General features: G+C 67.2%; 23 protein-coding genes and 1 pseudogene. 13 read left to right on the forward strand and 11 right to left on the reverse strand.

Features of this window, described 5'->3' with window-relative positions:
- Positions 1 to 152: 152 nt before the first annotated feature.
- Genes IP90_RS14990 through IP90_RS15000 form a run of 3 tightly spaced genes read left to right on the forward strand, consistent with a single transcriptional unit; the run spans position 153 to position 3390 of the window.
- Positions 153 to 866, forward strand: coding sequence for a SapC family protein (locus tag IP90_RS14990; RefSeq protein WP_144900471.1), 714 nt, complete (start codon positions 153 to 155; stop codon positions 864 to 866).
- Positions 856 to 1863, forward strand: coding sequence for a cupin-like domain-containing protein (locus IP90_RS14995; protein ID WP_144900496.1), 1008 nt, complete (start codon positions 856 to 858; stop codon positions 1861 to 1863). Before IP90_RS14990 ends, IP90_RS14995 begins: the two co-directional genes overlap by 11 nt.
- A gap of 9 nt (positions 1864 to 1872) precedes the next feature.
- Positions 1873 to 3390, forward strand: a complete 1518-nt coding sequence (locus IP90_RS15000) for a tryptophan halogenase family protein (protein ID WP_144900472.1) — start codon at positions 1873 to 1875, stop codon at positions 3388 to 3390.
- A gap of 411 nt (positions 3391 to 3801) precedes the next feature.
- Here IP90_RS15000 and IP90_RS15005 read toward each other — a convergent pair whose 3' ends face one another.
- Entirely contained in the window at positions 3802 to 5250 is a 1449-nt protein-coding gene (locus IP90_RS15005) for an MFS transporter (protein WP_144900473.1), read from the reverse strand.
- Positions 5251 to 5254: 4 nt separating this feature from the next.
- On the reverse strand, positions 5255 to 5557 hold the full coding sequence (locus tag IP90_RS15010) for a hypothetical protein (protein WP_144900474.1): 303 nt from the start codon (positions 5555 to 5557) through the stop codon (positions 5255 to 5257).
- Positions 5558 to 5706: 149 nt separating this feature from the next.
- On the opposite strand from IP90_RS15010, the gene IP90_RS15015 reads away from it, so the two are divergent.
- A complete protein-coding gene (locus IP90_RS15015; RefSeq protein WP_144900475.1) occupies positions 5707 to 6312 on the forward strand; it encodes a TIGR00645 family protein in 606 nt (201 codons plus the stop codon).
- Between the two features lie 57 nt (positions 6313 to 6369).
- Here the strand turns inward: IP90_RS15015 and IP90_RS15020 are convergent, their stop codons facing one another.
- Positions 6370 to 7320 (reverse strand): M61 metallopeptidase family protein, encoded by a 951-nt coding sequence (locus IP90_RS15020; protein ID WP_158635373.1) that lies wholly within the window; start codon positions 7318 to 7320, stop codon positions 6370 to 6372.
- A gap of 79 nt (positions 7321 to 7399) precedes the next feature.
- Here IP90_RS15020 and uvrD point away from each other — a divergent pair, with 79 nt between their 5' ends.
- The 3 genes from uvrD (at position 7400) to IP90_RS15035 (ending at position 11460) form a co-directional block, all read left to right on the forward strand.
- Entirely contained in the window at positions 7400 to 9583 is a 2184-nt protein-coding gene (gene uvrD, locus IP90_RS15025) for a DNA helicase II (protein ID WP_144900477.1), read from the forward strand.
- 233 nt (positions 9584 to 9816) lie between these two features.
- Complete coding sequence (locus IP90_RS15030) at positions 9817 to 10092, forward strand: hypothetical protein (protein WP_199753502.1); 276 nt, start codon at positions 9817 to 9819, stop codon at positions 10090 to 10092.
- A 114-nt stretch (positions 10093 to 10206) separates the two neighbouring features.
- Positions 10207 to 11460 carry a threonine aldolase family protein gene (locus IP90_RS15035; RefSeq protein ID WP_206751920.1) on the forward strand — a complete coding sequence of 418 codons (1254 nt, stop codon included), beginning with the start codon at positions 10207 to 10209 and terminating at the stop codon, positions 11458 to 11460.
- 83 nt (positions 11461 to 11543) lie between these two features.
- On the opposite strand, the gene IP90_RS15040 is transcribed toward IP90_RS15035, so the two are convergent.
- From IP90_RS15040 to IP90_RS16950, 5 genes and pseudogenes are all read right to left on the reverse strand, one after another.
- Entirely contained in the window at positions 11544 to 11933 is a 390-nt protein-coding gene (locus IP90_RS15040; RefSeq protein WP_144900478.1) for a DUF805 domain-containing protein, read from the reverse strand.
- A gap of 157 nt (positions 11934 to 12090) precedes the next feature.
- Complete coding sequence (locus IP90_RS15045; RefSeq protein WP_144900479.1) at positions 12091 to 13338, reverse strand: RNA polymerase sigma factor; 1248 nt, start codon at positions 13336 to 13338, stop codon at positions 12091 to 12093.
- 9 nt (positions 13339 to 13347) lie between these two features.
- Positions 13348 to 13701: a YciI family protein gene (locus IP90_RS15050; RefSeq protein WP_158635374.1), complete on the reverse strand. Its 354-nt coding sequence runs from the start codon at positions 13699 to 13701 to the stop codon at positions 13348 to 13350.
- Between the two features lie 31 nt (positions 13702 to 13732).
- Positions 13733 to 14083, reverse strand: coding sequence for a YciI family protein (locus IP90_RS15055; RefSeq protein ID WP_144900481.1), 351 nt, complete (start codon positions 14081 to 14083; stop codon positions 13733 to 13735).
- A 144-nt stretch (positions 14084 to 14227) separates the two neighbouring features.
- Positions 14228 to 15162 (reverse strand): annotated as a pseudogene (locus tag IP90_RS16950) (2OG-Fe(II) oxygenase).
- 57 nt (positions 15163 to 15219) lie between these two features.
- Here IP90_RS16950 and IP90_RS15065 point away from each other — a divergent pair.
- A complete protein-coding gene (locus IP90_RS15065) occupies positions 15220 to 15783 on the forward strand; it encodes a sugar O-acetyltransferase (RefSeq protein WP_144900482.1) in 564 nt (187 codons plus the stop codon).
- 9 nt (positions 15784 to 15792) lie between these two features.
- Here the strand turns inward: IP90_RS15065 and IP90_RS15070 are convergent, their stop codons facing one another.
- Positions 15793 to 16221: a GNAT family N-acetyltransferase gene (locus tag IP90_RS15070; RefSeq protein WP_144900483.1), complete on the reverse strand. Its 429-nt coding sequence runs from the start codon at positions 16219 to 16221 to the stop codon at positions 15793 to 15795.
- A 2-nt stretch (positions 16222 to 16223) separates the two neighbouring features.
- Positions 16224 to 16511 carry a DUF2782 domain-containing protein gene (locus IP90_RS15075; protein WP_144900484.1) on the reverse strand — a complete coding sequence of 96 codons (288 nt, stop codon included), beginning with the start codon at positions 16509 to 16511 and terminating at the stop codon, positions 16224 to 16226.
- A gap of 110 nt (positions 16512 to 16621) precedes the next feature.
- Between IP90_RS15075 and polA the strand changes: the two genes are divergently transcribed.
- Positions 16622 to 19381 carry a DNA polymerase I gene (polA, locus tag IP90_RS15080; RefSeq protein WP_144900485.1) on the forward strand — a complete coding sequence of 920 codons (2760 nt, stop codon included), beginning with the start codon at positions 16622 to 16624 and terminating at the stop codon, positions 19379 to 19381.
- A gap of 373 nt (positions 19382 to 19754) precedes the next feature.
- Positions 19755 to 20234, forward strand: coding sequence for a DUF421 domain-containing protein (locus IP90_RS15085; RefSeq protein WP_144900486.1), 480 nt, complete (start codon positions 19755 to 19757; stop codon positions 20232 to 20234).
- Positions 20235 to 20349: 115 nt separating this feature from the next.
- Here IP90_RS15085 and hemF read toward each other — a convergent pair whose 3' ends face one another.
- Positions 20350 to 21267 (reverse strand): oxygen-dependent coproporphyrinogen oxidase, encoded by a 918-nt coding sequence (hemF, locus tag IP90_RS15090; protein WP_144900487.1) that lies wholly within the window; start codon positions 21265 to 21267, stop codon positions 20350 to 20352.
- Between the two features lie 236 nt (positions 21268 to 21503).
- On the opposite strand from hemF, the gene IP90_RS15095 reads away from it, so the two are divergent.
- The 3 genes from IP90_RS15095 to IP90_RS15105 all read left to right on the forward strand — a co-directional run bounded on the left by IP90_RS15095 (position 21504) and on the right by IP90_RS15105 (position 24801).
- On the forward strand, positions 21504 to 22091 hold the full coding sequence (locus IP90_RS15095; protein WP_158635375.1) for a cysteine dioxygenase family protein: 588 nt from the start codon (positions 21504 to 21506) through the stop codon (positions 22089 to 22091).
- 213 nt (positions 22092 to 22304) lie between these two features.
- Entirely contained in the window at positions 22305 to 23882 is a 1578-nt protein-coding gene (locus tag IP90_RS15100; RefSeq protein WP_144900489.1) for a DUF3300 domain-containing protein, read from the forward strand.
- A gap of 13 nt (positions 23883 to 23895) precedes the next feature.
- Positions 23896 to 24801, forward strand: a complete 906-nt coding sequence (locus tag IP90_RS15105) for a DUF2950 domain-containing protein (protein ID WP_199753504.1) — start codon at positions 23896 to 23898, stop codon at positions 24799 to 24801.
- Positions 24802 to 25228: the final 427 nt, after the last annotated feature.

Consider the following 25228-nt stretch of genomic DNA (forward strand, 5'->3'; position numbering starts at 1 on the left):
TGCCGCCGTGCTGCACGCACGGCGGCGATGGCGGGCCGCTGGTTTCCAGCGGCCTTCTCCATTGCGGGTCCGTGTGCGGCCGGGAATTTCGAATGCTGTGCCACGGTGTTCGTCCTTCGCCTGGCGATCCCGGACACGAACCCTGGAACCCGATGTCGCATCCTGTCCTGCTCAACAACATCGACCACCACGACCTGCGCGTGATCACCGCCCGCGGCGCGGCCTACGGCGACGATACGATGTCGGTGCCGACTTTCTTCCGAGAGTTCCGCGACCTGCAGGCCCATTACCCGATCGTTTTCCAGCCGACCGCGGACGGCGGTTTGCAGCCGCTGGCGCTGCTCGGCCTGCGTCAAGGCGAAAACCTGTTCTTGCAAGGCGAGCGTTGGGACGCGCACTACCTGCCGCTGGCGATCGAGCGCCTGCCATTCCTGATCGGCATCGCCGACGACGAACCGATGATCCACGTCGACCTGGACCACCCGCGGGTCAGGCGTGGCGAGGCCGCCACGGGTGAGCCGCTTTTCCTGCAGCACGGCGGCACTGCGCCGCTGCTGGATCGGATCGCCTCGGTGCTGCGCACGCTGCACGATGGCTTGCACGACAACGCCGCCTTCATCGCGGCGCTGCTGCATCACCAGTTGCTGGAACCATTCATGCTCGACATCACGCTGGACGACCAGTCGCATATCCGCCTGTCCGGCTTCCACACGATCCACGAGCAGCGCGTGCGCCAGCTCGACGGCGCGGCATTGCAGGCGTTGTCGCAGGCCGGCTATCTGGAGGCGATGTACATGGCGCTGGCTTCGATGTCGCAGCTGCGCGGGCTGATCGAACGGATGAACTGTCGTGTCGCTGGTCGCTGAGGCCATCGCCGAAGTCGACGGCATCGACGCGGCGGCCCTGCCCGAGGCGCTGCTGCGGTCGACCCGTCCGTGCGTGCTGCGCGGCTTGGCCGCGCAGTGGCCGATGGTCCGGGTCGCCAACACATCGGCGCAGGACGCGGTCGCCTATCTGAAGGGCTTCGCGCGCGATACCGCGGTGACCGTCAGCGTGGCGCCGCCGCAGGCAAGCGGACGGGTGTCCTATCGCGACGACCTGCTGGGCTTCGATTTCCACCAGGAGAAAGCGCCGCTGCCGATGGTGCTCGACCGCCTGCTGCAACACGTCGCGGATCCGGCGCCGCCAACGATCTACGTCGGCTCGACCACCATCGACACCTGGCTGCCCGGCTTCCGCGAACACAACGACCTTGGTTTCGGCGCGCTGCAACCGTTGGCCAGCATCTGGATCGGCAACCGCACCCGTGTTCCCGCACACCAGGATTTTCCGGACAACATCGCCTGTGTGGTCGCCGGTCGCCGTCGCTTCACCGTGTTCCCGCCAGAACAATTGCAGAACCTTTATATCGGTCCGCTGGAGTACACGCCCGCCGGGCAGCCGGTCAGCCTGGTTGATTTTGCCGCGCCCGATTTCGCGTGCTACCCGAAGTTCGCCGAGGCCTTGCGCCATGCGCAGGTCGCCGAACTGGGGCCCGGTGACGCGGTGCTGATCCCGAGCATGTGGTGGCACCACATCGAAGCGCTGGATCCGTTCAACGTGCTGGTCAACTACTGGTGGCGGCAGTCGCCGGCGTGGATGGACACACCGATGAACGCGCTGATGCTGGCGATCATGAGCGTGCGCGACCTGCCGCCGGAACAGCGCGAGATCTGGCGCGAGGTATTCCGCCATTACGTGTTCGACGCCGACGCACACACGGCCGCGCATATCCCGGAGGCGGCGCGCGGCATGCTGGCGCCGATCGACGAAACGCGCATGCGCGAGCTGCGCGCGCGCCTGCTGCAACGCCTCAACCGCTGAGAAAACTCCATGCAGAACGATGCCGACAGGGATGCAGAATCGCCGAAGCCGGTCCGGCGCGTGGTGATCGCCGGCGGCGGCACCGCCGGCTGGATGGCGGCCGCGGCGGTATCCAGGCTGTTCGGCGAAACGCTGGAGATCAGCCTGGTCGAGTCGGAGGAGATCGGTACCGTCGGCGTCGGCGAGGCAACGATCCCTACCTTGACGACGTTCCATCGACTGCTGGACATCGACGAGCGCGAGTTCATGGCCGCGGCGCAGGGCACGATCAAGCTCGGCATTTCCTTCGAGAACTGGCGCAGCGAACAGCACCGCTACATCCATTCGTTCGGCAGCACCGGCAAGGATCACTGGAGTGCCGGATTCCAGCATTTCTGGCGCAGGGGTCGCGAGCTCGGCCTGGCGGGCAGCTACGACGACTACTGCGTCGAACTGCAGGCCGCGTTGCAGGACCGGTTCGCGCACCTGAAGCACTACCGGATGAACTACGCCTACCACCTCGATGCCAGCCTGTATGCGCGCTTCCTGCGCGGGATGAGCGAGCGCAACGGCTGTCGGCGCATCGAAGGCAAGATCGCCGAGGTGCTGACCGATCCGGGCTCGGGCTTCATCCGCGCGCTGCGGCTGGAGCGGGGCGAAGTGATCGAGGGCGACCTGTTCATCGACTGCACCGGTTTTCGCGCGCTGCTGATCGAGCAGGCCCTGGGAGTCGGCTTCGAGGACTGGTCGCAGTGGCTGCCCAACGATCGCGCCATCGCCGTCCAGACCAGCGCGGTGCGCGATGCTGTGCCTTACACCCGCGCGATCGCCGAGAAATGGGGCTGGCAGTGGCGCATCGCGCTGCAGCACCGCGTCGGCAACGGGATCGTCTATTCCAGCCGCCATGTCGGTGACGACGAGGCGCGGCAGGTGCTGCTGGGCAGCGTCGAAGGCGAGGTCATCAAGAGCCCCTGGCCGGTGCGCTTCCGCCCCGGGCGGCGCCTGCAGTGCTGGCACCGCAACTGCGTTGCCTTGGGTCTCGCCGGCAGCTTCATCGAGCCGCTGGAATCGACCACGATCCATCTGATCCAGCGCGGCATCACCCGCCTCATGCAGTCGTTCCCGCACGTCGTCAGCCAGGCCGGCATAGACGAATACAACACGCAGATGGCCGACGAGCTGCAGCATGTGCGCGACTTCGTGGTGCTGCATTACCACGCCACCGAGCGCCGCGACTCCTCGTACTGGGAATACCTGGCGAACATGACGCTGCCGGCGACATTGCAGCGCCGCATCGACCTGTTCCGCGAAACCGGCACGGTGTTCCATGCCGCCGGCGAACTGTTCGCCGAGAACTCCTGGATCCAGGTGATGATGGGACAGGGCATCGAACCGCGGCGGCACCATCCAGCCGCCGAGACGATGAGCGAGACCGAACTGGCTCGGTTCCTCGCCGACATCCGCGGCAGCGTCGACCGCATCGTCGCCCAGCTGCCGCCGCACATGGACTACATCCGTCGCTACGCGCCGGGCGCCGTGCCGGCATAGTCGGCCGCAACGCGCGGGCGTCGCGGCCAACCCGGGGGTTTCAACCGCGGGCGAACCAGGAAGCTTGAAGACCCGGAGGGCGGCGCACAGGATGTGCGCCGTTCTCCGACCGAGCCATGGATGGCGAGTCGGAAAATCTCCGAGGGCTACCAACCGAAACGTTAGCTCTGATCGGGGAGGAGCCCTTCTCTTTGGTTACTTTCTCTTTGGCTCTGGAAAGAGAAAGTGACCCGCACGCGTAGCGGGCGGAAGCTCTCGCAGTTGTGCGCCAAAGCAAGTCGCTGGATTATTCGCTTCGCTCACCCCTTCGGGGCCGTCCTTCGGACGTTCTGCGCGCCTCGCGCTTGTCCCGCCTTCGCGGGGATGACGGCTTCATAAGCAAGGCAACCTCTACGACCGCGACGCGATCGTTCAGTGCTTGCCGTCGATGCTGAGCTTGTCCAGGTCGATGCCCTGCGACTTCAATACGTGGGTCGTGCGCAGCGCATAGAACGCCAGGTAGGCGAAGCACACCACGCCGACGATGAAGCTCATCTGGATGCCGATGCGGTCGGCGACCGCGCCCTGGATCCAGCTGACGATGCCGCCGCCCATGATCATCATGATCAGCAGGCTGCTGCCCTGGTTGGTGTTCCTGCCCAGCCCGGTGATCGCCAGCGCGAAGATGCACGGCCACATCGTGCTGCAGAACAGGCCGACGCTGATGAACGCCACCGCTGCAGTCCGGCCGGTCGTGGCCATGCCGATCAGCAACGCGGCGATGCCGCACAGCGCGAAGTACAGCAGCATGCGCGCCGGATTGCCGCGGCTGGCCAGGGTCGCCAGGATCATCAGCACGATCACGAAGGCGTAGCCGAAGAACTGCGAGACGTCATGGCGGGCGATGGCGTTGACCGCCAGGAATACGCCGAAGGCCAGGTACGGCAGGATCAGCATCAGCAGGCGCTTCATGCCCGCGCCGACGTTGAAGGCACCGGCCGCGCCGGTCCAGCGTCCGATCATCAGGCTGGCCCAGTACAACGAGACGAACGGAGCCACCGAGGAGGCAGGCACGCCATGGCTTTCCTCGAGATAGGCCGGCAGGTTGCTGATCGTCGATACCTCCACGCCGACGTAGACGAAGATCGCCAGCATGCCCAGCACCAGCTGCGGATAGGCCAGCGCCGACTTCTTGTGGATCAGCTTGTCGGTGTCCTGCGCTTCGCTCTCGGTGACGCTTTCCAGGTCGATGTGGTTGGGGACGGACGAGAACTTGAGGAACAGCGCCACCAGCACGAACGCCAGTCCGAGCATCAGGTAGGGCGTCTTGACGCTCTCGATGCTGGCCTCGGTGCCGCCGGCCGCGACGCTGCCGAATATCGCGATGCTGACCAGCAGCGGACCGATGGTGGTGCCGAAATTGTTGATGCCGCCGGCCATGGTCAGGCGTTGCGAACCGGTCCTGGGATCGCCCATCACGATCGCCAGCGGATTGGCCGCGATCTGCTGCAGCGAGAACCCCAGCCCGACCACGAACAGCCCGGAGATCATCAGCGTGAACGATCCGGCGTTGGCGGCCGGATAGAACAGCAATGTGCCGACGGCGGAAATGACCAGGCCCAGGCAGATGCCGTTCTTGTAGCCGATCCTGTTGAGCAGGTCCATGCCGATCGACTTCGACACCGCGACGTAGATCAGCGAGCCGACCGTATAGGCCACGTAGAACGCGACCGACACCAGCTGGCTTTGCGCCTGGGTCAGGTCGAACGCCTTCTTGAATACCGGGATCAGGATGTCGTTGCTCGCGGCGACGAAGCCCCAGAAGAAAAATACGGTGATCAGCACACCGAATTGCGACCAGCGGGTTTGGTATGTCGTCATGTTCTTAGTCGTTCGGCGAGTCGATGCCGGGAATGGCGCCGCAGGCGTCGGCAGGCGATGCCGGCTCCGCAGTTGGGTGGCGATCCGTGGATGTCAGGCGAGGTTGCGGGAGCGGCAGCCGGCCGCCGACGAAGCGCGAGGTTGGCGCGATGATCCGCATGAAACGATGCGAAGGACGATCCGTGCGCACGCGGTCCCTCCCCAGGGCCTTGATATCGGCCGTCGGGTATCGAGGCCGCCCTTCTTGTACAGGCGCGCTGACAACGCTGTCAAATTTCGTCGGCAAGTAGCGCTGTTTTTGCTTCAAGCTATTGAATCCCGTAGGGAAATCCGTTGCGCTGCAACATGGGACAGAAGCAGAGGCCTTAGATACGGGTCTGGCCGCAACCGCGCGCTCGCTTGGCAGCATCCGCCGCCGCGGCTACTCTCCGCGGTCCCTTTGTCGTTGCCGTGCCCATGTCCGATATGCGTTCGCCCCGCCTGACCCCCTTGCCGGCGCTGATCTTCAGCTCTCGCTGGCTGCAGCTGCCGTTGTACCTGGGCCTGATCGTCGCCCAGGCGATCTACGTCTGGCAGTTCGGCGTCGAACTGGTGCACCTGGTCGACCAGGTGTTCTTCAACGGCCACGCCCCGGAAACCGGCACACCCGGCGCAGGGCAGTCGGCTGAAGTGGTGATCATGCTGATCGTGCTTGGCCTGATCGACGTGGTGATGATCTCCAACCTGCTGGTGATGGTGATCGTCGGCGGCTACGAGACCTTCGTCTCGCGGCTGGGCCTGCAGGGCCATCCGGACCAGCCGGAATGGCTGAGCCACGTCAACGCCAGCGTGCTGAAGGTGAAGCTGGCGATGGCGATCATCGGCATCTCCTCGATCCACCTGCTGAAGACCTTCATCGAAATCGGTAACCTTGGCGCGGGCAACAGCCGCTTCACCGAGGCCGGCGTGATGTGGCAGACCATCATCCACTGCGTGTTCATCCTGTCGGCGATCGGCATCGCCTACACCGACAAGCTGATGACCCACACCTCGAGCAAGCGCGAGCACGCCAACACGCATTGAGTCGCGGCATGGCCGTCATCCCGCCTGCGCGGAACGACGGCATGTGGATGCAGAGAATCATCGCGCAGCGGAAGCTTCCGCGTCGGACTCGCGCCGTGCGGTGATCGCCTCGCGCAAACGCGCGGCCGCATCGCCGTGCGAGAAGACCAGGCGGCCGTTCGCTGCCGAAATACCCAGTTCGCGATAAGCCTTGTCCAGCGACGGGAATTCTTTTGCGGCCGCATAGTTTCGATAGCGGCCGCCGAAGATATCGCCACCGGCGATCCGGTCCAGTTCGGCGACGAAATCCCGTGGCGCGACCTGCGTGGTGCCGTTCAGGCAGCAACGCGCGTAGTCCGTCAGCACCGCGTCGAGCGAGCTGTTGTGTTCGCGCCGCAGCGCCAGATCGGCCTCCAGCCAGTAGGCCGCACCGGCCCAGTACACGCGCATGGTGCCGCCGCGACGGCGGCCCAGTTCGTCCAGCGGCACGCCGCCGAGTGCCTTGCGGCCGCGCTGGAAACCGCCGTCGAGGCGACGCCAGGCTTCTTCGGCATCGAGCAGGCCGACCCGCGCCCGCAGCACGTTCTGGTAGTAGCTGGCCAGGCCTTCCGCCAGCCATCGGCCCTCGGCACCCAGGTAAGGATGGAACAGGTGCGACAGCTCGTGCACCGCGGTCCAGTCCTCGCGCAATTGCTCCGGCGTGGCATCGCGGCGGACGAACAGCAGCACGGCCACATTGTCATCGCGCCGGGTCTGGCCCCAGGGCACCGGACTGTCGTCGTCGCTGTCGATCTGCTTGATCCGCACCTGCGCGTCGCGCAGCGGAAACCGGCCGGACACCGACAACGGGGCGGCGGCGGTGTCGGCGATCCAGCGCTGCAGCTGCTCGACGCGATCGCGGTCAACCACGCCGATCACTTCCACGCGCAGGCGCGTGTCGCCCGCACGCAGCACGCGTTCGTCCGTCGCCGACATGTCGGTGGCGCCGTTCAGCAGCAACAGCAGCGGCAGCAGGGAGGAGATGGGCATGACCGGATTGAATGCGAGATGCCCGCTAAAACACCGTGAACGCCTGCCTTTGAACGCATACTCCACGTAAAATGCCGGCATGGATGTTTCCTATTTGCTGGACGGCCTCAATCCCGCCCAACGCGAGGCCGTCACCGCACCGCCCGGCCATTACCTGGTGCTGGCCGGCGCCGGTTCCGGCAAGACCCGCGTACTGACCCACCGCATCGCCTGGTTGAACGAAGTGCACCGGGTGCCCGCGCACGGCATCTTCGCGGTGACCTTCACCAACAAGGCGGCCGGCGAGATGCGCGCGCGCGCCGATGCGCTGCTGCGCAACGGCAGCCGCGGCCTGTGGATCGGCACGTTCCACGGCTTGGCGCATCGGCTGCTGCGCCTGCACTGGCAGGACGCGAAACTGCCGGAAGGCTTCCAGGTGCTGGACAGTGACGACCAGCTGCGCCTGGTCAAGCGCGTGGTGCAGCAGCTGGAGCTGGACGAGGCGCGCTTCCCGCCGCGGCAGATCGCGTGGTGGATCAACGCGCAGAAGGACGAAGGCCGCCGCCCGCAGCACATCCAGTCCGGCAGCGACGAATGGGCCGACGTGATGCTGCGCAGTTATGCGCTGTACCAGGAGCGCTGCGATCGTGCCGGTCTGGTCGACTTCGCCGAACTGCTGCTGCGCGCGCACGAGCTGCTGCGCGACCAGCCGGCGCTGCTGGCGCACTATCGCCAGCGTTTCGGCGAACTGCTGGTCGACGAGTTCCAGGACACCAACAGCATCCAGTATGCCTTCGTGCGCGTGCTGGCCGGCGACAGCGGCCACGTGTTCGTGGTTGGCGACGATGACCAGGCGATCTACGGCTGGCGCGGTGCCAAGGTCGAGAATGTGCAGAAATTCCTGCAGGATTTCCCCGGCGCGCAGACCTTCCGGCTGGAGCAGAACTACCGCTCCAGCGCCAACATCCTCAACGCCGCCAACGCGGTGATCGCGCACAATCCGGCGCGCCTGGGCAAGCAGCTGTGGACCGACAGCGGCGAAGGCGAGCCGGTCGACCTGTATGCGGCGTACAACGAGATCGACGAAGCCCGTTTCGTGCTGGAACGCATCGGCCAGTGGGTGCGCGACGGCGGCAGCTACGGCGATTGCGCCATCCTCTACCGCAGCAACGCACAATCGCGCGCGTTCGAAGAAAACCTGCTCGCCGAGCAGATCCCGTACCGTGTCTATGGCGGCATGCGCTTCTTCGAGCGCGCCGAGATCAAGGACACGCTGGCCTATCTGCGCCTGATCGCCAATCGCGCCGACGACGCGGCGTTCGAGCGTGCGGTCAACACGCCGACGCGCGGCATCGGTGAACGCACCCTCGACGAGGTGCGGCGGCGTGCGCGCGTCGACAGCGTGTCGTTGTGGGAGGCCTCGTCGCGAGTCTGTCGCGACAGCACGCTGGCTGCGCGCGCCCGCAACGCGCTGGCCGGCTTCGACGCGCTGATCGAGGCGCTGGGTCATGAAGTGCACGAGCTCAGCCTGCAGGACAAGATCGACCACGTGCTGATGCGATCGGGACTGCGCACGCATTACGCCAACGAATCGCGCGGCCAGCTCGATTCGCGCACCGACAACCTCGACGAACTGGTCTCGGTCGCCTCGCGCTTCGTGCGCCGCGACGACGACGAGGAAGCCGCGGACATGTCCGAGCTGGTCGCCTTCCTCGCCTATGCGGCGCTGGAAGCGGGCGAGGGCCAGACCCAGGCCGGCGAGGATGGCGTGCAGCTGATGACCCTGCACAGCGCCAAGGGCCTGGAGTTCCCGCTGGTGTTCCTGGCCGGCATGGAGGAAGGGCTGTTTCCCAACCACCGTTCCATCGAGGAAAGCGGTCGTCTGGAAGAGGAGCGCCGCCTGGCCTACGTCGGCATCACCCGCGCGCGGCAGAAACTGATCCTCAGCTATGCCGAGGCGCGACGCCTGCATGGCCAGGACATGTACGGCCTGCCGTCGCGTTTCCTGCGCGAGATCCCGCCGGCGCTGCTGCACGAGGTGCGGCCGCGCGTGCAGGTGTCGCGGCCGATGTATGCGCCGCAACCGCGTCGCGACTTCGGCCATGCCCTGGTCGAGGAATCGACCAGCGTCAGACTCGGCCAGAACGTCGTCCACGCCAAGTTCGGCAGCGGCGTGGTGACCGATATCGAAGGCAGCGGCGCGCACGCGCGCGTGCAGGTCAACTTCGACGCCACCGGCAGCAAGTGGCTGGTGCTGGCCTACGCCAACCTGCAGCCGGGCTGACAGGGGCAGCCGGCACGGCGTGGCACGGGGCGTGCCGGCTTCACCCGGATTTCATCCGCAACGCGGGCCTCGCAAGGCATCATCCGGCTGCAGTCGCCGCTGGGCAGGAACGGAAACGCGAAGCCAGGTCGTGTCCCGGTGTTCCGCGCTGCGTCTCCGAAATACGCAGCGGCACCATCGAGCACATTTCCAATGTCCAGATCACCAGCAGCCACCACACTGGTGTGGGAGCGGTGGTCGGCGGTCTGGTCGGCCTCGGCGTCGGCAGCCTGGTCGGCGGCGGATCCGGACGTGACGTCGCACAGGTACTGGGCACCGTGGGTGGCGCCGTCGCCGGCAATGCGGTGCAGAAGAAGCACGATCAGCCGATTCCCGGGCAACAGATCGTCGTGCGGCTGAGCAACGGCGTGCTGGTGTCGGTCACGCAGGCCAGCGCCGGCGGTTTGCGGGTCGGGCAGAAGGTGTATATCCAGGGCAGCGGCGAGAACGCCCGCGTCACGGCGCAGTAACCGCCGTCGGAAAATCGGGCCGTGAAGGGATCGCGGCCCGTTTGTTCTGCCTGAAAAGTGGCGATGTGGTTTCGACGGCGCGTCGGCACGTCGTCGCGCACGATCGCAGCGCGCGTGACCACCGACACTGGCAGCGCGCTCCTGCGCGGCGCAACGTCGATCGATCCGTACGGGGACACCGACATGAGCCGAGAAGCCAGCTGCAACAATCCGGCGCGCCGCCGCCTGCTCGCCGCCACGCTGCCGGCCAGCCTGATGATGTTCGACCTCGCCCAGGCTGCACGCGCGGCGCCCGGCTACGGTGCGTCCGCGCCGCGTCCGGCGCTCGGCGAACGCAGCGTGATGCTGATGGGCGACGCGGTGCCGCAGCCCGCGCTGGACTGGTCGCGGCATCTGCAGCAACTGGTCGAACGCACGCCCGATGCGCGCGACAGCTATCTGGCCGAGGGCGCGGTGCGGATGCTGGAGACGCGCTTCGCGGCGTTGCTGGGCAAGCCCGATGCGGCGTTCCTGCCGACCGGCACGCTCGCCAACCACCTGGCCATGCGCGTGCTCTGCGGGGAGAACCGGCATGCGCTGGTGCAGCACGACAGCCATCTCTACCTCGATGAAAGCAACGCGGCCACCACGCTCAGCGGCCTGCATCTGGTGCCGCTGGCGAAGGGACGTGCGGCGCCGACGCTGCAGGAAGTGATCGCGGCCATCGACGAAGCCGAAAACGGTCCCTATCCGCTGAAGGTGGGCGCGATATCGCTTGAAAGCCCGGTCAGGCGCGCCGACGGCGCGATGGTGCCGTATCCGCTGGCACGTTCGATCTCGCAACTCGCGCGCTCCAAACAGATCGGCCTGCACCTGGACGGTGCGCGCCTGCTGCTGGCAAGCGGGCTTCCCGGCTTCGAACTGAAGGCGTACAGCGCCTTGTTCGATACGGTCTACGTATCGCTGTACAAATATCTCGACGCGCCGTTCGGCGCGATCCTGGCCGGCGACGAGACAGCGATCGCCAAGGTGCGCGACCTGCGCCATGTGTTCGGCGCCACGATCTACCAGGGCTGGCCGGCGGCGTTGCCAGCATTGGCTGCGCTGGACGGATTCCAGGATCGCTTCATCGCCGCCAGGCGCGTGTCGGAGCAGCTGTTCGCCGGGCTGGAGGCGGCCGGCGGCTTCACCCTGCGGCCGGTGGAAAACGGCAGCAACATCACTTTCCTCGAGCTCGGGGCCGATCGCGCCGTGGGCTTGGCGGATCGACTGCGCCAAGCCGACATCCACCTGCGCAAGCCGCGCGACGGACGCGTGCAGATCGACATCAACCAGACCCTGCTCAGGCGCAGCGCGGACGAGCTGATCCGCGCCTTTGTCGGCGCATGAAACAGCCGCAAGGGCCGTTGGCAGGAACAAACGAAGAACGGCGCCCTTGGGCGCCGTTCTTCATGGAGCCGATGCCCAGTCGATCAGGCGACGACGGGTGCGCCTTCCTCGCCAGCCTTGGGATCCGCGCCGAAGCGGTTGCTGCCCTGGTCGCCGGCGATCACGAACCACACCAGCAGCACGATCGCACCGATCAGCGGAACAAAGCCGATCAGCAGCCACCAGCCGCTCTTGTTGCGGTCGTGCAGGCGTCGCACGCTGACCGCGATGCCCGGGATCAGCACCGCCAGCGCATACAGGCCGCCGATCAACCCGGCCCCGTATTGCTCATCGTAAGTACCGGTCGCCTTGTCGACGAACACCAGCACGATCGAGATGATGATGTTGAACAGCACGAACATCCAGTATTCCTTGCGGCGCGCACGCCCCTGGAAGTTGAAGTAGTTCTTCAAAACTTTCAGATACCAGTACATGGCGATTCCCCTACGTTGAATGTCCGGTGGGATGTCGTACGGCCGCCCCCTGCGGCCGTACCCGGCGAATGCTAGCAGTGTTCGCGGGCCGGCTGCCCCGGATTGACGCGCGGCACCCCCGCCACCGCTTGCCGGCACGCGATCGACGGTGCGTCGTCTATTCGCCCAGCCCACTGATCCGCCGTTCGAGGAAGCGCCGCTCCGGCGCCTGCCGTGCCAACGCCAGTGCGCGCACGTAGGCGGCCCGCGCCGACTCGTGCTGTCCGAGCTGGCGGCAGAACTCCGCCTGCGCGGCATGCGCCAGGTGATAGTCGAGCAGTTCGCCGCGCGCGAACAGCGCTTCGACCAGGGCCAGCCCGGTCGCGGGGCCATCGCGCATCGCCACGGCCGCGGCGCGATTGAGTTCGATCACCGGCGATGGCGCGGCGCGCAGCAACACGTCGTACAGACCGACGATCTGCGCCCAGTCGGTTTCCTCTGCGGTACGCGCTTCCGCATGCACCGCGGCGATCGCCGCCTGCAGCGTGTACGGACCGAAGCGCCGCGACGACAGCGCGTGATGCACCAGCGCCCTGCCTTCCAGGATCTGCTCGCGGTTCCACAGCACGCGGTCCTGGTCGTTGAGCAATATCAGTTCGCCGTCGGCCGTGGTCCGCGCGGCGCGGCGCGATTCCTGCAGCAGCATCAGTGCCAGCAGGCCGGTCGCCTCCGGTTCCGGCAGCAGCGCGATGAGCAGGCGGCCCAGCCGGATCGCTTCCGCGGACAGGTCATGCCGCGTCAGCGTCTCCCCGGAAGACGCGGAATAGCCTTCGTTGAACACCAGGTACACGACATGCAGCACGGCGTCCAGACGCTGCGGCAACTGTTCGCGCGATGGCACCTGGTAGGGAATCCCGGCGTCGCGGATCTTGGCCTTGGCGCGCACGATGCGTTGCGCCACGGTCGACGGCGTGGCGAGGTAGGCGCGCGCGATCTCTTCGGTGGTCAGCCCGCACACTTCGCGCAGCGTCAGCGCGACCTGCGCCTGCTGCGACAGCGCCGGATGGCAACAGGTGAACACCAGTCGCAACTGGTCATCCTCGACGACTTCCTCGTTCAACAGCGCCGGATCATTGCTCTCGCTGTACAGGCGTTCGGCGATCTCGGTCAGCGAGGCGTCGAATCGCGCGCGCCTGCGCAGGCCGTCGATGACCTTGAAGCGTCCCGCCGACACCAGCCAGGCGCGTGGATTGTCCGGCACGCCGTCGCGCGGCCACTGCGTCATCGCCGCGGCGAAGGCGTCATGCAGCGCTTCCTCGGCCAGGTCGAAGTCGCCAAGCAGGCGGATCAACGTGGCCAGCACGCGTCGCGATTCGTTGCGGTAGACGTATTCGACCTGCTGCGTGGCGTGCGAGTGGCCGGCCATCGGTCGCGATCAATCCGGCAATGCACGCAGCGGACGCAGCTCGATGCGGCCACCGCGCGCCCAAGGCAAGCGGGTGGCGACACGGATCGCGTCGTTCAGGTCGCGGGCCTCGATCAGGTCGACGCCGCCGAGCTGTTCCGCGTCATCCGCGGACGGGTCATCGCTGGGCGCCACGCGACCGTTGCGGACGCGCAGGCAGGTCGCCGTGTGCGAAGGCTCCAGCCGCCGCGAATCGAGCAACTGCCCGCCCTGCTGCAATTCGTCGGTGCGCGCCCGGCACTGCCTGGCCATCGCCTTTACCTCACCTTCCGACAGGGCATCGGGTGATGGCGGGTCGTCGTAGATCAGCACCAGGTACTTCATGGCGTCTCCGGGCGCAGTGAGCATGCGACGGTCAGTCGAACTCGGCGACCGGTCGCACCTCGATGCAGCCGATGCGGCCGATCGGCATGTCCGACGCAATCCGCAGCGCCTCGTCCAGGTCACGCGCCTCGACCAGCAGGAAGCCGCCAAGCTGTTCCTTGGTTTCCGCGAACGGGCCATCGGTGGGGGCTACAGTGTTGCCCTGGCGGCGCAGCGTGGTCGCCGTCGCCACCGGCTGCAGCGCATGCACGGCGAGCAGCTGGCCGCTTTGCCGCAAGGCCGCGCGATGGGCGCGGGAGTCGCGCATGCAGGCCGCTTCCTCCTCGGCGGACATCGTCTGCAGCCGCTTTTCGTCGAAATAGGCCAGGCACAGGTACTTCATGCGCTACTCCTTGTCGGACGCGAACAGGGGTGTTGACAGTGAATAGTCGTTGGGCGGCGCCTGGGATCGACAGGCATCGGGCATTCTGTCCGCCGGCGGCAGGCCCGGCGTGAATCCCGTCTCGGGCATCGGCGCCGATGGGGTTCAAGTCGCGTCGTGGAAGATCACGCCGAGCGTATGGCGCCGGCCGCTACGCACGCGGCTGACGCCGTGGCGCAAATTGACGCGGTAGTTGCCGCGCGTGCCGCGCACGGGCCGCTGACGCACGGCGAACACCACGGCGTCGCCCTGCAGCAGCGGCACGACCTCCGGCCGTGTCTGCCTGCGCGCCGCTGTTCGGTCAGCACGAATTCGCCTCCGGTGAAGTCGCGACCGGGCTGCGACAGCAGGATCGCGACCTGCAGCGGAAACACATGCTCGCCGTACAGGTCCTGGTGCAGGCAGTTGTAATCGTCCGCGCCGTATCGCAGCAGCAACGGCGTCGGTCGCGTCTGCCCGGCCCGGTGGCAGCGCGCGATGAATTCGTCGTGTCGCGGCGGATAGCGGATATCGCGGCCCATCGCCTGCTGCCAGCGGTTGGCGATCGGCGCCAGGTACGGATACAGGCCCGCACGCAACCCGGCCACGGGCGCCGGCAACGGATAAGCGAAATAACGGTATTCGCCACGCCCGAAACCATGGCGTTCCATCACCACGCGGCTGCGGTACAGCGATGCGTCGTCGTAACCATCGGCCAATCGTTCACAGATGTCCGGTGCCAGCAGCCTCGGCAGTACGGCGTTGCCGCGTGCATCCAGATCGGCGCCTGCCTGCTGCCAGTCCTGCGCATCGAGACGCGTACCGATCGCGTGCGATGCCGGCGTCATGCCCGTGCCTCGCGCGCCAGCAGCGCGGGCATCCGCTCCATGTACATGCGGTAACGGCGCAATGAAGTCCGCGTGCAGTGGGTCGCGGTCGTGGCGCGTGGCAATGGAATAGTCACGGTCGTCCGGCCTTTCGCGAAGGAGGCATGCAAGGTAACCACGCGACTGGGCCATCGATATCCGCGGCTTGTCCTTGCGTGCGTTGGCCGGCTGCATTCACGTCATATGGGCTGGCGGTTACGCTGTTCGCACCCTGGGTTTCGACGACCACCGATGAACCGCAGCGAGAAACAGAAGATGCTGGCCGGCGAGCTGTATTGCGCCGACGACGCCGAGGTCCAGTCCGACCAGGCGGCGTCCCGTGCCTGGATGGCGCGCTACAACGCCGCCCTCGAGCGCAGCGACGCCGAGCGGCATGCCCTGCTGGGCGAACGCCTGGCGCAGGTTGGCGCCGGGGTGGTCGTGCGTCCGCCGTTCCATTGCGACTACGGCTACAACCTCCGCCTCGGCGACGGCGTATTCCTCAACTTCAACTGCGTGGTGCTGGACGTGGTCGAGGTCGTGATCGGCGCCGGTACGCAGGTCGGCCCGGCGGTGCAGATCTATGCGGCCGACCACCCGCGCGATCCGCAGCAGCGTCGCAGCGGGCTGGAATTCGGCCGGCCGGTGCGGATCGGCCGCAACGTATGGATCGGCGGCGGCGCGATCGTGCTGCCGGGCGTGACGATCGGCGACGATGCCCTGGTCGCCGCCGGCAGCGTGGTGACGCACGATGTCGAGGCGGGCGCGACCGTCGCTGGCAATCCGGCGCGGGTGATCCGGATGCGCGACGGCTGACGCCGACCGCTAGAGCGTGATGCCGAAGTGGAAGGCTTCGATGCGCAGCCCTTCGCGCAGGTAGAACGCGTGCGCGTCCTTGCGATGGGTGCCGGAATCCAGCATCAGCCGCGCGCAGCCCTGGCGCCGGGCTTCGTCCTTGAGCCAGTCGAGCAGGGCCTTGCCATGGCCGCGGCCACGCACGCCGGCATCGGTGACCAGGTCGTCGACATACATATGCCGACCGTAGACCAGGTTTTCGTGCATGCGCCAGCCGGCATACGCGCGGACGACGCCTGTGTCGTAAAGGGCGGTGGCGCTGAAGCCATCGTCGAGCTGGCGCAGCGCCTGCGCGACGAAGCTCTCCTCGGTCAGGTGCGGACGCAGCTGCTGGGCGACCGGCCACGCTTCGCGCAGGGCCGCGGCATCCGCCAGCGGCCGGATTTCGATCGAGGCCATGCTCAGAAGCTGAACAGCTTGAAATACACCGGCGACACGCCGCCGGGCGCGCGGTCGACCATGCCGTCGCCATCGGCGTCGGTCAGGTAATAGGTCGGACCACGCACGGGCGTCACCCGCACGGTGTGCAGGCGGCCGCCGACGCGGAATTCCTCGATCACGTCGCCGTTGGATTCGGTGCGCACGACGCTTTCGGCGCCGGCGGGCACCTTCGGCACGCTGCTGCAGGCCGACAGCGCGAGGGCGGAGGCGAACACGGCAGCGGTCAGAAGGGTGTGGGCGACGGTCATGCGGGGCGTTCCTGCGGGGCGACGGGTTTCATTATGCCCGCGGTGGGTGGCGGCGGCGTGTTCGCCGCGGCGCGCCCGGGACGGCGCGCGCCGGCAGGTAGAATCGGGGCATGAAACGTCTCGTCCTGATCGATGGTTCCAGTTATCTCTACCGCGCCTTCCATGCGCTGCCGCCGCTGAGCAATGCGGCCGGCGAGCCGACCGGCGCGCTGTTCGGCGTGGTCAACATGCTGCGCGCCACGCTGAAGGAAAAACCGGACTTCGCGGCCTTCGTGGTCGATGCGCCCGGCAAGACTTTCCGCGACGACCTGTATCCCGACTACAAGGCCAACCGCCCGTCCATGCCCGACGACCTGCGTGCGCAGGTGATGCCGATGTGCGAGATCGTGCAGGCGCTCGGCTTCCCGATCCTGCGCGTGGACGGCGTCGAAGCCGACGACGTGATCGGCACGCTGGCGCTGCAGGGTGCGGCCGAAGGCATCGAGGTGACCATTTCCACCGGCGACAAGGATTTCGCGCAGCTGGTGCGGCCCGGCATCGCGCTGGTGAACACGATGAGCGGCAGCCGGCTCGATTCCGAACAGACCGTGATCGAGAAGTTCGGCGTGCGGCCCGAGCAGATCGTCGACTTGCTGGCGCTGATGGGCGACGCGGTCGACAACGTGCCGGGCGTGGAGAAGTGCGGGCCCAAGACGGCCGCCAAATGGCTGGGCGAATACGGCACGCTGGACGGCGTGATCGCCCATGCCGGCGACATCAAAGGCAAGATCGGCGACAACCTGCGCGCCGCGGTCGGGCGGCTGCCGCTGAACCGCGATCTGGTGACGATCAAGACCGACGTCGAACTCGGTGGCGGCCCGGACACGCTCGTGCTGCGCGATCGCGATGTCGAAACGCTGCGCAATCTGTACGCGCGTTACGGCTTCAACCAGGCGCTGAAGGAACTCGACGGCGCTGCGGTCGGCGGCGGCGTGCCGGAAAAGGAACCCGGTCGCGCGCGCGGCACCGGCTTCGTCAGCGCGCCAGCGCCGGCGACGGATATCGATCCTGCGCTGTCGGCGCCGGGCGAATACGAAACCATCCTGCTGCCGGGACAACTGCGTGCATGGATCGAACGCCTGCAGGCGGCGGAAGAGTTCGCCTTCGACAGCGAGACCGACAGCCTCGACCCGATGCAGGCGAACCTGGTCGGCCTGAGTTTCTCGGTGGAACCGGGCAAGGCCGCTTACCTGCCGCTGGCGCACACCTATCCCGGCGCGCCCGAACAGCTCGACCGCGCGCAGACGCTGGCCGCGCTGGTGCCGCTGTTCGCCGATGACAAGCGCAGGAAGCTGGGCCAGCACGGCAAATACGATCTGCACGTGCTGCGCCGGCACGGCATCGAAGTCGCCGGTTATGCCGACGACACCATGCTGGAGAGTTTCGTGCTCAATTCCGGCAGCAGCCGTCACGACATGGATTCGCTGGCGCAGCGCTATCTCGGCTACGAGACCGTCAAATACGAACAGGTCGCCGGCAAGGGCAGCAAGGCGATCCCGTTCTCTCAGGTCGCCATCGACGATGCCACGCGCTACGCTGCCGAAGACGCCGATGTCACGCTGCGCCTGCACCGCGCGCTGGCGCCGAGGCTGGCGAGGGAATCGGGGCTGGAATTCGTCTATCGCAACATCGAGATGCCGCTGGTGCCGGTGCTGGAGCGGATCGAGGCCAACGGCGTGATGATCGATGCCGACGAGCTGCGCCGGCAAAGCGTGGACCTGTCCAAGCGCATGCTCGCCGCACAGCAGAAAGCCACCGAGCTTGCCGGCCGCACCTTCAATCTCGATTCGCCCAAACAGTTGTGCGCGTTGTTGTTCGAGGAACTGAAACTGCCGGTGATGGTGAAGACGCCGTCCGGCCAGCCGTCGACGAACGAGGAAGCGCTGGAGGCGATCGCCGACCAGCACGAACTGCCGCGCGTGATCCTGGAGTATCGCGGCCTGGCCAAGTTGCGCAGCACCTACACCGACAAGCTGGCGCAGACGGTGAATCCGGATACCGGTCGCGTGCACACCAGTTACCACCAGGCCGGCGCCGCTACAGGACGATTGGCGTCGTCCGAACCGAATCTGCAGAACATCCCGATCCGCACCGAAGACGGCCGCCGCATCCGCCGCGCCTTCGTCGCGCCGCCGGGACGCAAGCTGGTGGCTTGCGACTATTCGCAGATCGAGCTGCGGATCATGGCGCACCTGTCCGAGGACGCCGGTTTGCTGCGCGCGTTCGAATCCGGCGTCGACATCCACAAGGCGACCGCGGCCGAAGTGTTCGGCCGCAAGCTCGAGGAAGTGACCGGCAACGAACGCCGCGCCGCCAAGGCGATCAACTTCGGCCTGATGTACGGCATGAGCGCGTTCGGCCTGGCGCGGCAGCTGGGCATCGCGCGTGGCGAGGCGCAGGACTACATCGCGCTGTACTTCAGCCGCTACCCGGGCGTGCGCGACTTCATGGAGCGCACCCGGCAGCAGGCGCGCGAGCAGGGATTCGTGGAAACGGTGTTCGGCCGGCGCCTGTATCTGGACTACATCAACAAGGGCACGCAGGGCCAGCGCGCCGGTGCAGAGCGCGCGGCGATCAATGCGCCGATGCAGGGCACCGCGGCGGACATCATCAAGCGCGCGATGATCGCGATCGACGGCTGGCTCGCCGGTCATGGCCAGCGCGCATTGATGATCCTGCAAGTGCACGACGAACTGGTGTTCGAGACCGATGCCGATTTCGTCGAAACGCTGCTGGCCGAAGTTGGCAGCCGCATGTCCGGCGCCGCCGAACTGCGCGTGCCGCTGGTGGTCGACAGCGGCGTCGGCGACAACTGGGACGAGGCGCATTGAACGCGCGAATGCACAGGAAAATGAACGGAATAAACCGTAGCTGAACCCAACAATTTATTAACTCTGGGCTTCACGAACTATCAATCCGGGAAGTGGTCATATAGCCCCGTGACGGACGCAATGTCCGCCACAGATCTCTCCCTCCCCTGGAGTGATCCCGGAACGAAGACTACTCCCCAAGTCCCGTTCCCAAGCCCCGCTGGCTCCCCCTGCCTGCGGGGCTTTTTTATGTCCGCATCCCCGGTACATGAACGACGTGGTCGGCCTGCGTCGCGCCAGGATTCTGATGCTTCGGGTTCGGCAACGGTCAACCCGTTGCCCGGGCGATCCGCCCACGCCAGACTGGGTCCGACTTTCCTGCGGATCGCCGCGCATGTCCGGGTTGTTCGAGCTGTCGATGCCGTGGTGGCAGTTCGTGCTGCGTGCGGTGGTCGTCTACGTGGTGCTGTTGGCCATGGTGCGGTTGTCTGGCAAGCGCACGGTGGGCCAGTTCACACCGTTCGACCTGATCGTGATCGTGCTGCTCGGCAATGCCGTGCAGAACTCGCTGATCGGCGAGGACATGTCGCTGCTGGGCGGCCTGCTGCTGGCCGGCACGCTGATCCTGCTGAACTGGTGCACCGGCTGGATCACCTCGCGCAGCCGCCGCATCGATCGTCTGGTCGAAGGCAGCCCGGTGCTGCTGGCGCGAGACGGCGAGGTGTTCGACGACATGCTGCGGCGCCAACAGGTGAGCCGGGCCGACCTGGAACAGGCCATGCGCCAGGCGGACTGCGCCGAGATCGCCGAGGTGGGCCTGGCGGTGCTGGAGACCAACGGCCATATCAGCGTGGTCAGGCGCAGGCGCGACTGATGCGGACAGCGCGTCGGCGTCCGCCCTCGTAGAGCGGAGCTTGCTCCGCTGCTTCTGCTTCCTGGCCCTTTCTCCGATTGAAGGAGCGGCTGCAAGCACCGGAGCAAGCTCCGCTCTACAAAGCAGGCAGTTCCGCCAGCCAGTCGCGCGGGCGCAGGTAATCCTGCAGGCGCGCTTCGGCGCTGCCGGGTTGCGGCGCGTAGCCGTATTCCCAGCGCACCCGCGGCGGCAGGCTCATCAGGATCGATTCGGTGCGGCCGCCGCTCTGCAGCCCGAACAGCGTGCCGCGGTCCCAGACCAGGTTGAACTCGACGTAGCGTCCGCGCCGGTACAGCTGGAATTCGCGTTCGCGTTCGCCATGGGGCGTGTCGCGGCGGCGCTCGACGATCGGCAGGTAGGCGTCGAGGAAGCCGTCCCCGACCGCGCGCAGGTAGGCGAAGTCGCGATCGAAACCGTCGTGCAGGTCGTCGAAGAACAGGCCGCCGACGCCGCGGGTCTCGTCGCGATGCCTGAGGAAGAAGTATTCGTCGCACCAGCGCTTGTGCGCGTCGTAGCGCGCCGCGCCGCCGAACGGTTCGCACAGTGCGCGCGCGGTGCGGTGCCAGTGCACGACATCCTCGTCGACCGGATAGAACGGGGTCAGGTCGAAGCCGCCACCGAACCACCAGGCGACGGTTTCGCCATCGCGCTGCGCACGGAAGTGGCGAACGTTGGCGTGTGTGGTCGGCACGTGCGGGTTGCGCGGATGCAGCACCAGCGACACGCCGACCGCGCGCCAGGAAGCGCCGGCCAGTTCCGGCCGCGCCGCGCTCGCCGACGGCGGCAGCGTGCTGCCGGTGACATCGGAAAAACCGATCCCGGCCTGCTCGAACACCGCACCATCGCGCAGGATGCGGGTGCGTCCACCGCCGCCCTCGGCGCGCGTCCACCGGTCCTCGGCGAAGCGCGCCTGTCCATCGGCGCGCTCCAGCGCCGTGCAGATACGGTCCTGCAGGCCGGTCAGGTAGTCGCGGACGTCATCGATCTCGGTCATCGCAATATTGTAGGGCAGGCCGTCGCGGCGGCCCGTATCAGCTGTCATCCCGAGCGCAGCGAGGGACTTGTTTCTTCCGCGCGACGAAATGCGATGTGGGTCCTCGCGCAACGACAACGAAAAACTGACGGACACAGTGTTCCGTATCGCGCGCGCCTATTAACCACGAAGTAACCACCTGGCCATCGTTCTTCGCGATAGTCGGCACGCCCATCATCAACAAGAGGGGAATGCGCATGGCTCACAACGTCACCGCGGAACGCCGCGAATCGTTTGCATTGCTGGAAGACGTGATCGTCCTGGCCGACATCGCGATGGCCTCGAGCCGGCCCGAGCGCATCGTGCCGATGCTGGTCGAAGGCCTGAGCGGCGCGATCGCGAACGTCGGTCCATTGCCGGCGTGGTTGCTGGCCACCGATTCGCGGGGCTACGTGCGTCGCGAGCTGTATCGCTCGCCGGAACACGACTACCAGGTACTCGCGATCACTTGGGCGCCGGGGCAGGGCAGCGCGGTGCACGACCACGCCGATACCTGGGGCGTGGAGGCGGTACTGCAGGGCGAACTGGAAGTCGTCGATTACCGTATCGCCGGCCGTCGCGGCGCACTGACCGCGCTGCGCCCGACCGATCATCGCCCGCTGCCGGCCGGCAGCCTGATCGGCCTGCTGCCGCCGCACGACCTGCACGCCTGCCGCAACGCCAGCGCGCGCGTCACGGCCGTGTCGCTGCATGTCTATGGTCGGGAGCTGAAGGAAGTGCGTCGCTACACGCAGGTCGAGGATGGCCTGTATCGCAGCGAGCGCACGCGACTGAGCACGGTGTAGCCAGCGCCATCCGCTCGCAATGCGGAAGCGTCCGGGATGGCTTCCGCCATCGTCGCGGGATGCGTCCGCAGCGCGGCGATCCGCGTATTTGCCGCGTGAAGGCAGCGGCGCAGGCGATGACTATGATGGCCGCGGCAGGAATCCGGCTCGGTCGCGCGCGATCGCCATCCTCCCCCGCTGCGCCACGCAGGCGCTTTGCATTGGAGAGCCCCGATGCGCACCCTTCGCCTCGATATCTGCGCCGTCGTGCTGTTGGCGACGGCAGCCTGTTCGCGCGAACAGCCCGCGCCGGCAACGCCCGCCGCGACACCGGCCGCGGCGCCACCAGCGGCCGCGGCGCCGCTGCAGAGCGAGCCGGTGTTCACCCGGGAAGAGCTCGACCAGATGGTCGCGCCGATCGCGCTGTATCCGGATCCTCTGCTGGCGCAGGTGCTGATGGCCGCGACCTACCCGGGCGACGTGTCCGATGCGGTGGCCTGGTCGAAGGCGCATCCGGACGCCAGGGGCGATGCCGCGGTCAAGCAGGTCGCTGAGCAGCCCTGGGATCCGAGCGTGCAGTCGCTGGTGGCGTTCCCGCAGGCGCTGGCAACGCTGGGGCAGGACCCGGCCTGGGTGCAGCGCCTGGGCGATGCCTTCCTGGCCCAGCCCGACGAGGTCATGGATGCCGTACAGCGGTTGCGCCAACAGGCCCAGACGGCCGGCAACCTGGAGTCCAACGAATACCAGAACGTCAGCGTGGAGCCCCCCGCGCCGCAGGTTGCACCTGCCGTCGGGGCAGCGGGCGGCACCACGGTGGTCGAGTCCGCGCCGTCGACCATCGTGATCCAGCCCGCCGACCCGGAAGTGGTGTACGTGCCCAGCTACAACCCGACCACGGTCTATGGCACCTGGGCCTACCCCTCCTATCCGCCGGCTTATTACCCGCCCCCGCCGGGCTACTACGCCGGCAACGCGCTGGTCAGTGGCCTGGCCTTCGGTGTCGGCGTGGCGATCACCGACTCGCTGTGGGGCGGTTTCGACTGGAACGACGACGACATCGACATCAACGTCAACCGCTACAACAACATCAACGTCAACCGCCAGATCGACGTGAACCAGAACACCTGGCGCCACAATCCGGCCAACCGCGACGGCGTGCCTTATCGCGACCGCGCCAACCGCGAGTTCAACAGCCGTCGCCTCGACGGTGCCGACCAGCGCGCCGCCTTCCGCGGCGGCGATGCCCAGCGTGCGCAGGCCCGCGAGCAGGCCCGCGCGTCGATGCAGAAGCACGGCGTCGACGCTCCGGCCCGAAACAACCAGGAGGCGCGCGATCGCGCCCAGGCTGCCGCACGCGACCGTGACCGTACACAGCCCGGCGCTGCCGGCAGTCGCGATCAGGCGCGCGATCGTGCCCAGGCCGCCACCGAGCGCACGCAAGCCCGTGACCGCGCCCAAGGTGCCGCGCAGCGCGCCAGCCCGCAGACCCGCGAGCATGCGCAGGCCGCCCGTGCCAAGGCGCACACGGCCGCGCAGAGCCACCCGCAGGCGGCCAGCAAGGCCAAGGCCAGGCAGGCACAGAGCAACAGCCACGCCCGCACTGCCGCGCGCAGCCAGGCTCAGCATCACCAGGCGCCGCGCAACAACGCCTTCCAGGGCGCGAGCAAGCCGCACGCCTCGAAGGCGGCCGCGCAGCGCGGCCACGCCAGCCATGCCGCGGCCAAGCGCCCGGCCGCGTCGCGCCCGGCCGGCAAGCCGGTGCAACGCCCTTCGCATCCACCGCAGCAGCGCCATGCGGCGCGTCGCCGCTGACCAGGAGTTCACCATGAAGACCTTCATGCGCCCGCTCCCGTTCGCCGTCCTGGTCGTGGCACTGGCCTTGCCCTGGTCGGTCGCCGCGCAGCAGGCCTTCCCGACCCCGGAGGCTGCCGCGGATGCTTTCGTCAAGGCGCTGGGCGCCGAGCGCGCCGATCCGGCCGCGCTGGCCACGCTGCTCGGCAAGGACTGGCGCGAATTCGTCCCGACCGAAGGCGTGGATCGTGCCGATGTCGATGCCTTCCTGGCCCGTTATCGCGAGCGCCATGCCATCGAGCATCGCGCCGACGGCAAGGCGGAGCTGAGCGTCGGTAGCGATGCCTGGACCCTGCCGCTGCCGCTGAGCAAGGGCGGCGACGGCTGGCGCTTCGACACCCGTGCCGCCGTGGAGGAAATCCGCATCCGCCGCATCGGCAGCAACGAACTGGCCGCCGCCGATTCGGTGCGCGCCTATCACGACGCGCAGATGGACTACGCCGAACAGGACCACGACGACGACGGCGTGCTCGAATACGCGCAGAAGTTCATCAGCACCGACGGCTATCACGATGGCCTGTTCTGGTCGGACGACGACAGCGGCCAGATCAGCCCGCTCGGTCCGTTGTTCGGCGACGCCACCCCCGGCGGCGAATGGCACGGCTACCACTTCCGCATCCTCGACGTGCAGGGCGCTTCGGCGCCGGGCGGCGCCTACGATTACATGCTGGGCGACAACATGAGCCGCGGTTTCGCGGTGATCGCCTGGCCGGCGAAGTACGGCGACAGCGGCGTGATGAGCTTCATGATCAGCCACGATGGCCAGGTGTTCGAAAAGGATCTCGGGCCGCAGGGCGAGAAACTCGCCAAGGCGATGAAGGCCTTCGATCCGGACAGCAGCTGGAGTGAGGTCAAGGCGGACGCGACTGCGGCGCGATGACACGCGTCGCTGAACGGCGGCTCGTTTTGTAGCGCGGAGCCCGCTGGCCCTGTTTGTAAGCCGTCATCCCCGCGAAGGCGGGGGCGAAATGCCGCTGCTTGCGAGCCACTGGCTCGCGCGGCATTGAGCGCCATCGGGCTGCGTCCGATGGCCGGGGAATCGAAGATCCAGTGACTCTGCTCCTTGTAACTGTAGAGCGGAGCTTGCCTTGCTGCTCTTGCTGCAAAGAGCAAAGCTTCCGCCCGCTGCGCGTGCGGGTCACTTTCTTTTGCTGACCCAAAAGAAAGTAACCACTGCGCCGCAGGCGCGAACGGCGAAGCCGGCCCGAAGGGCGAAGGGCGCAGCCCTGAGTAAAGAAAAGGGTCTTCCCCGATCAAGGCTCACGTAGCGGCTTGGAGCCCTCGTAGATTTTCCGACTCGCCCTCCT

It is taken from the genome of Luteimonas cucumeris, from assembly GCF_007830035.1.
Lineage (GTDB): Bacteria > Pseudomonadota > Gammaproteobacteria > Xanthomonadales > Xanthomonadaceae > Luteimonas_C > Luteimonas_C cucumeris.

What these genes read in the sequence shown, in the direction of transcription:
- IP90_RS15075 (WP_144900484.1), bottom strand. Translation starts at nt 16,511, where the DNA reads ATGACCGTCGCCCACACCCTTCTGACCGCTGCCGTGTTCGCCTCCGCC.
- IP90_RS15085 (WP_144900486.1), top strand. Translation starts at nt 19,755, where the DNA reads ATGTCCGGGTTGTTCGAGCTGTCGATGCCGTGGTGGCAGTTCGTGCTG.
- IP90_RS15015 (WP_144900475.1), top strand. Translation starts at nt 5,707, where the DNA reads ATGTCCGATATGCGTTCGCCCCGCCTGACCCCCTTGCCGGCGCTGATC.
- IP90_RS15005 (WP_144900473.1), bottom strand. Translation starts at nt 5,250, where the DNA reads ATGACGACATACCAAACCCGCTGGTCGCAATTCGGTGTGCTGATCACC.
- IP90_RS15040 (WP_144900478.1), bottom strand. Translation starts at nt 11,933, where the DNA reads ATGTACTGGTATCTGAAAGTTTTGAAGAACTACTTCAACTTCCAGGGG.
- IP90_RS15020 (WP_158635373.1), bottom strand. Translation starts at nt 7,320, where the DNA reads ATGCCCATCTCCTCCCTGCTGCCGCTGCTGTTGCTGCTGAACGGCGCC.
- IP90_RS15105 (WP_199753504.1), top strand. Translation starts at nt 23,896, where the DNA reads ATGAAGACCTTCATGCGCCCGCTCCCGTTCGCCGTCCTGGTCGTGGCA.
- IP90_RS15100 (WP_144900489.1), top strand. Translation starts at nt 22,305, where the DNA reads ATGCGCACCCTTCGCCTCGATATCTGCGCCGTCGTGCTGTTGGCGACG.
- IP90_RS15045 (WP_144900479.1), bottom strand. Translation starts at nt 13,338, where the DNA reads ATGGCCGGCCACTCGCACGCCACGCAGCAGGTCGAATACGTCTACCGC.
- polA (WP_144900485.1), top strand. Translation starts at nt 16,622, where the DNA reads ATGAAACGTCTCGTCCTGATCGATGGTTCCAGTTATCTCTACCGCGCC.
- IP90_RS15070 (WP_144900483.1), bottom strand. Translation starts at nt 16,221, where the DNA reads ATGGCCTCGATCGAAATCCGGCCGCTGGCGGATGCCGCGGCCCTGCGC.
- IP90_RS15000 (WP_144900472.1), top strand. Translation starts at nt 1,873, where the DNA reads ATGCAGAACGATGCCGACAGGGATGCAGAATCGCCGAAGCCGGTCCGG.
- IP90_RS15095 (WP_158635375.1), top strand. Translation starts at nt 21,504, where the DNA reads ATGGCTCACAACGTCACCGCGGAACGCCGCGAATCGTTTGCATTGCTG.
- IP90_RS15055 (WP_144900481.1), bottom strand. Translation starts at nt 14,083, where the DNA reads ATGAAGTACCTGTGCCTGGCCTATTTCGACGAAAAGCGGCTGCAGACG.
- hemF (WP_144900487.1), bottom strand. Translation starts at nt 21,267, where the DNA reads ATGACCGAGATCGATGACGTCCGCGACTACCTGACCGGCCTGCAGGAC.
- uvrD (WP_144900477.1), top strand. Translation starts at nt 7,400, where the DNA reads ATGGATGTTTCCTATTTGCTGGACGGCCTCAATCCCGCCCAACGCGAG.
- IP90_RS14990 (WP_144900471.1), top strand. Translation starts at nt 153, where the DNA reads ATGTCGCATCCTGTCCTGCTCAACAACATCGACCACCACGACCTGCGC.
- IP90_RS15065 (WP_144900482.1), top strand. Translation starts at nt 15,220, where the DNA reads ATGAACCGCAGCGAGAAACAGAAGATGCTGGCCGGCGAGCTGTATTGC.
- IP90_RS15050 (WP_158635374.1), bottom strand. Translation starts at nt 13,701, where the DNA reads ATGAAGTACCTGGTGCTGATCTACGACGACCCGCCATCACCCGATGCC.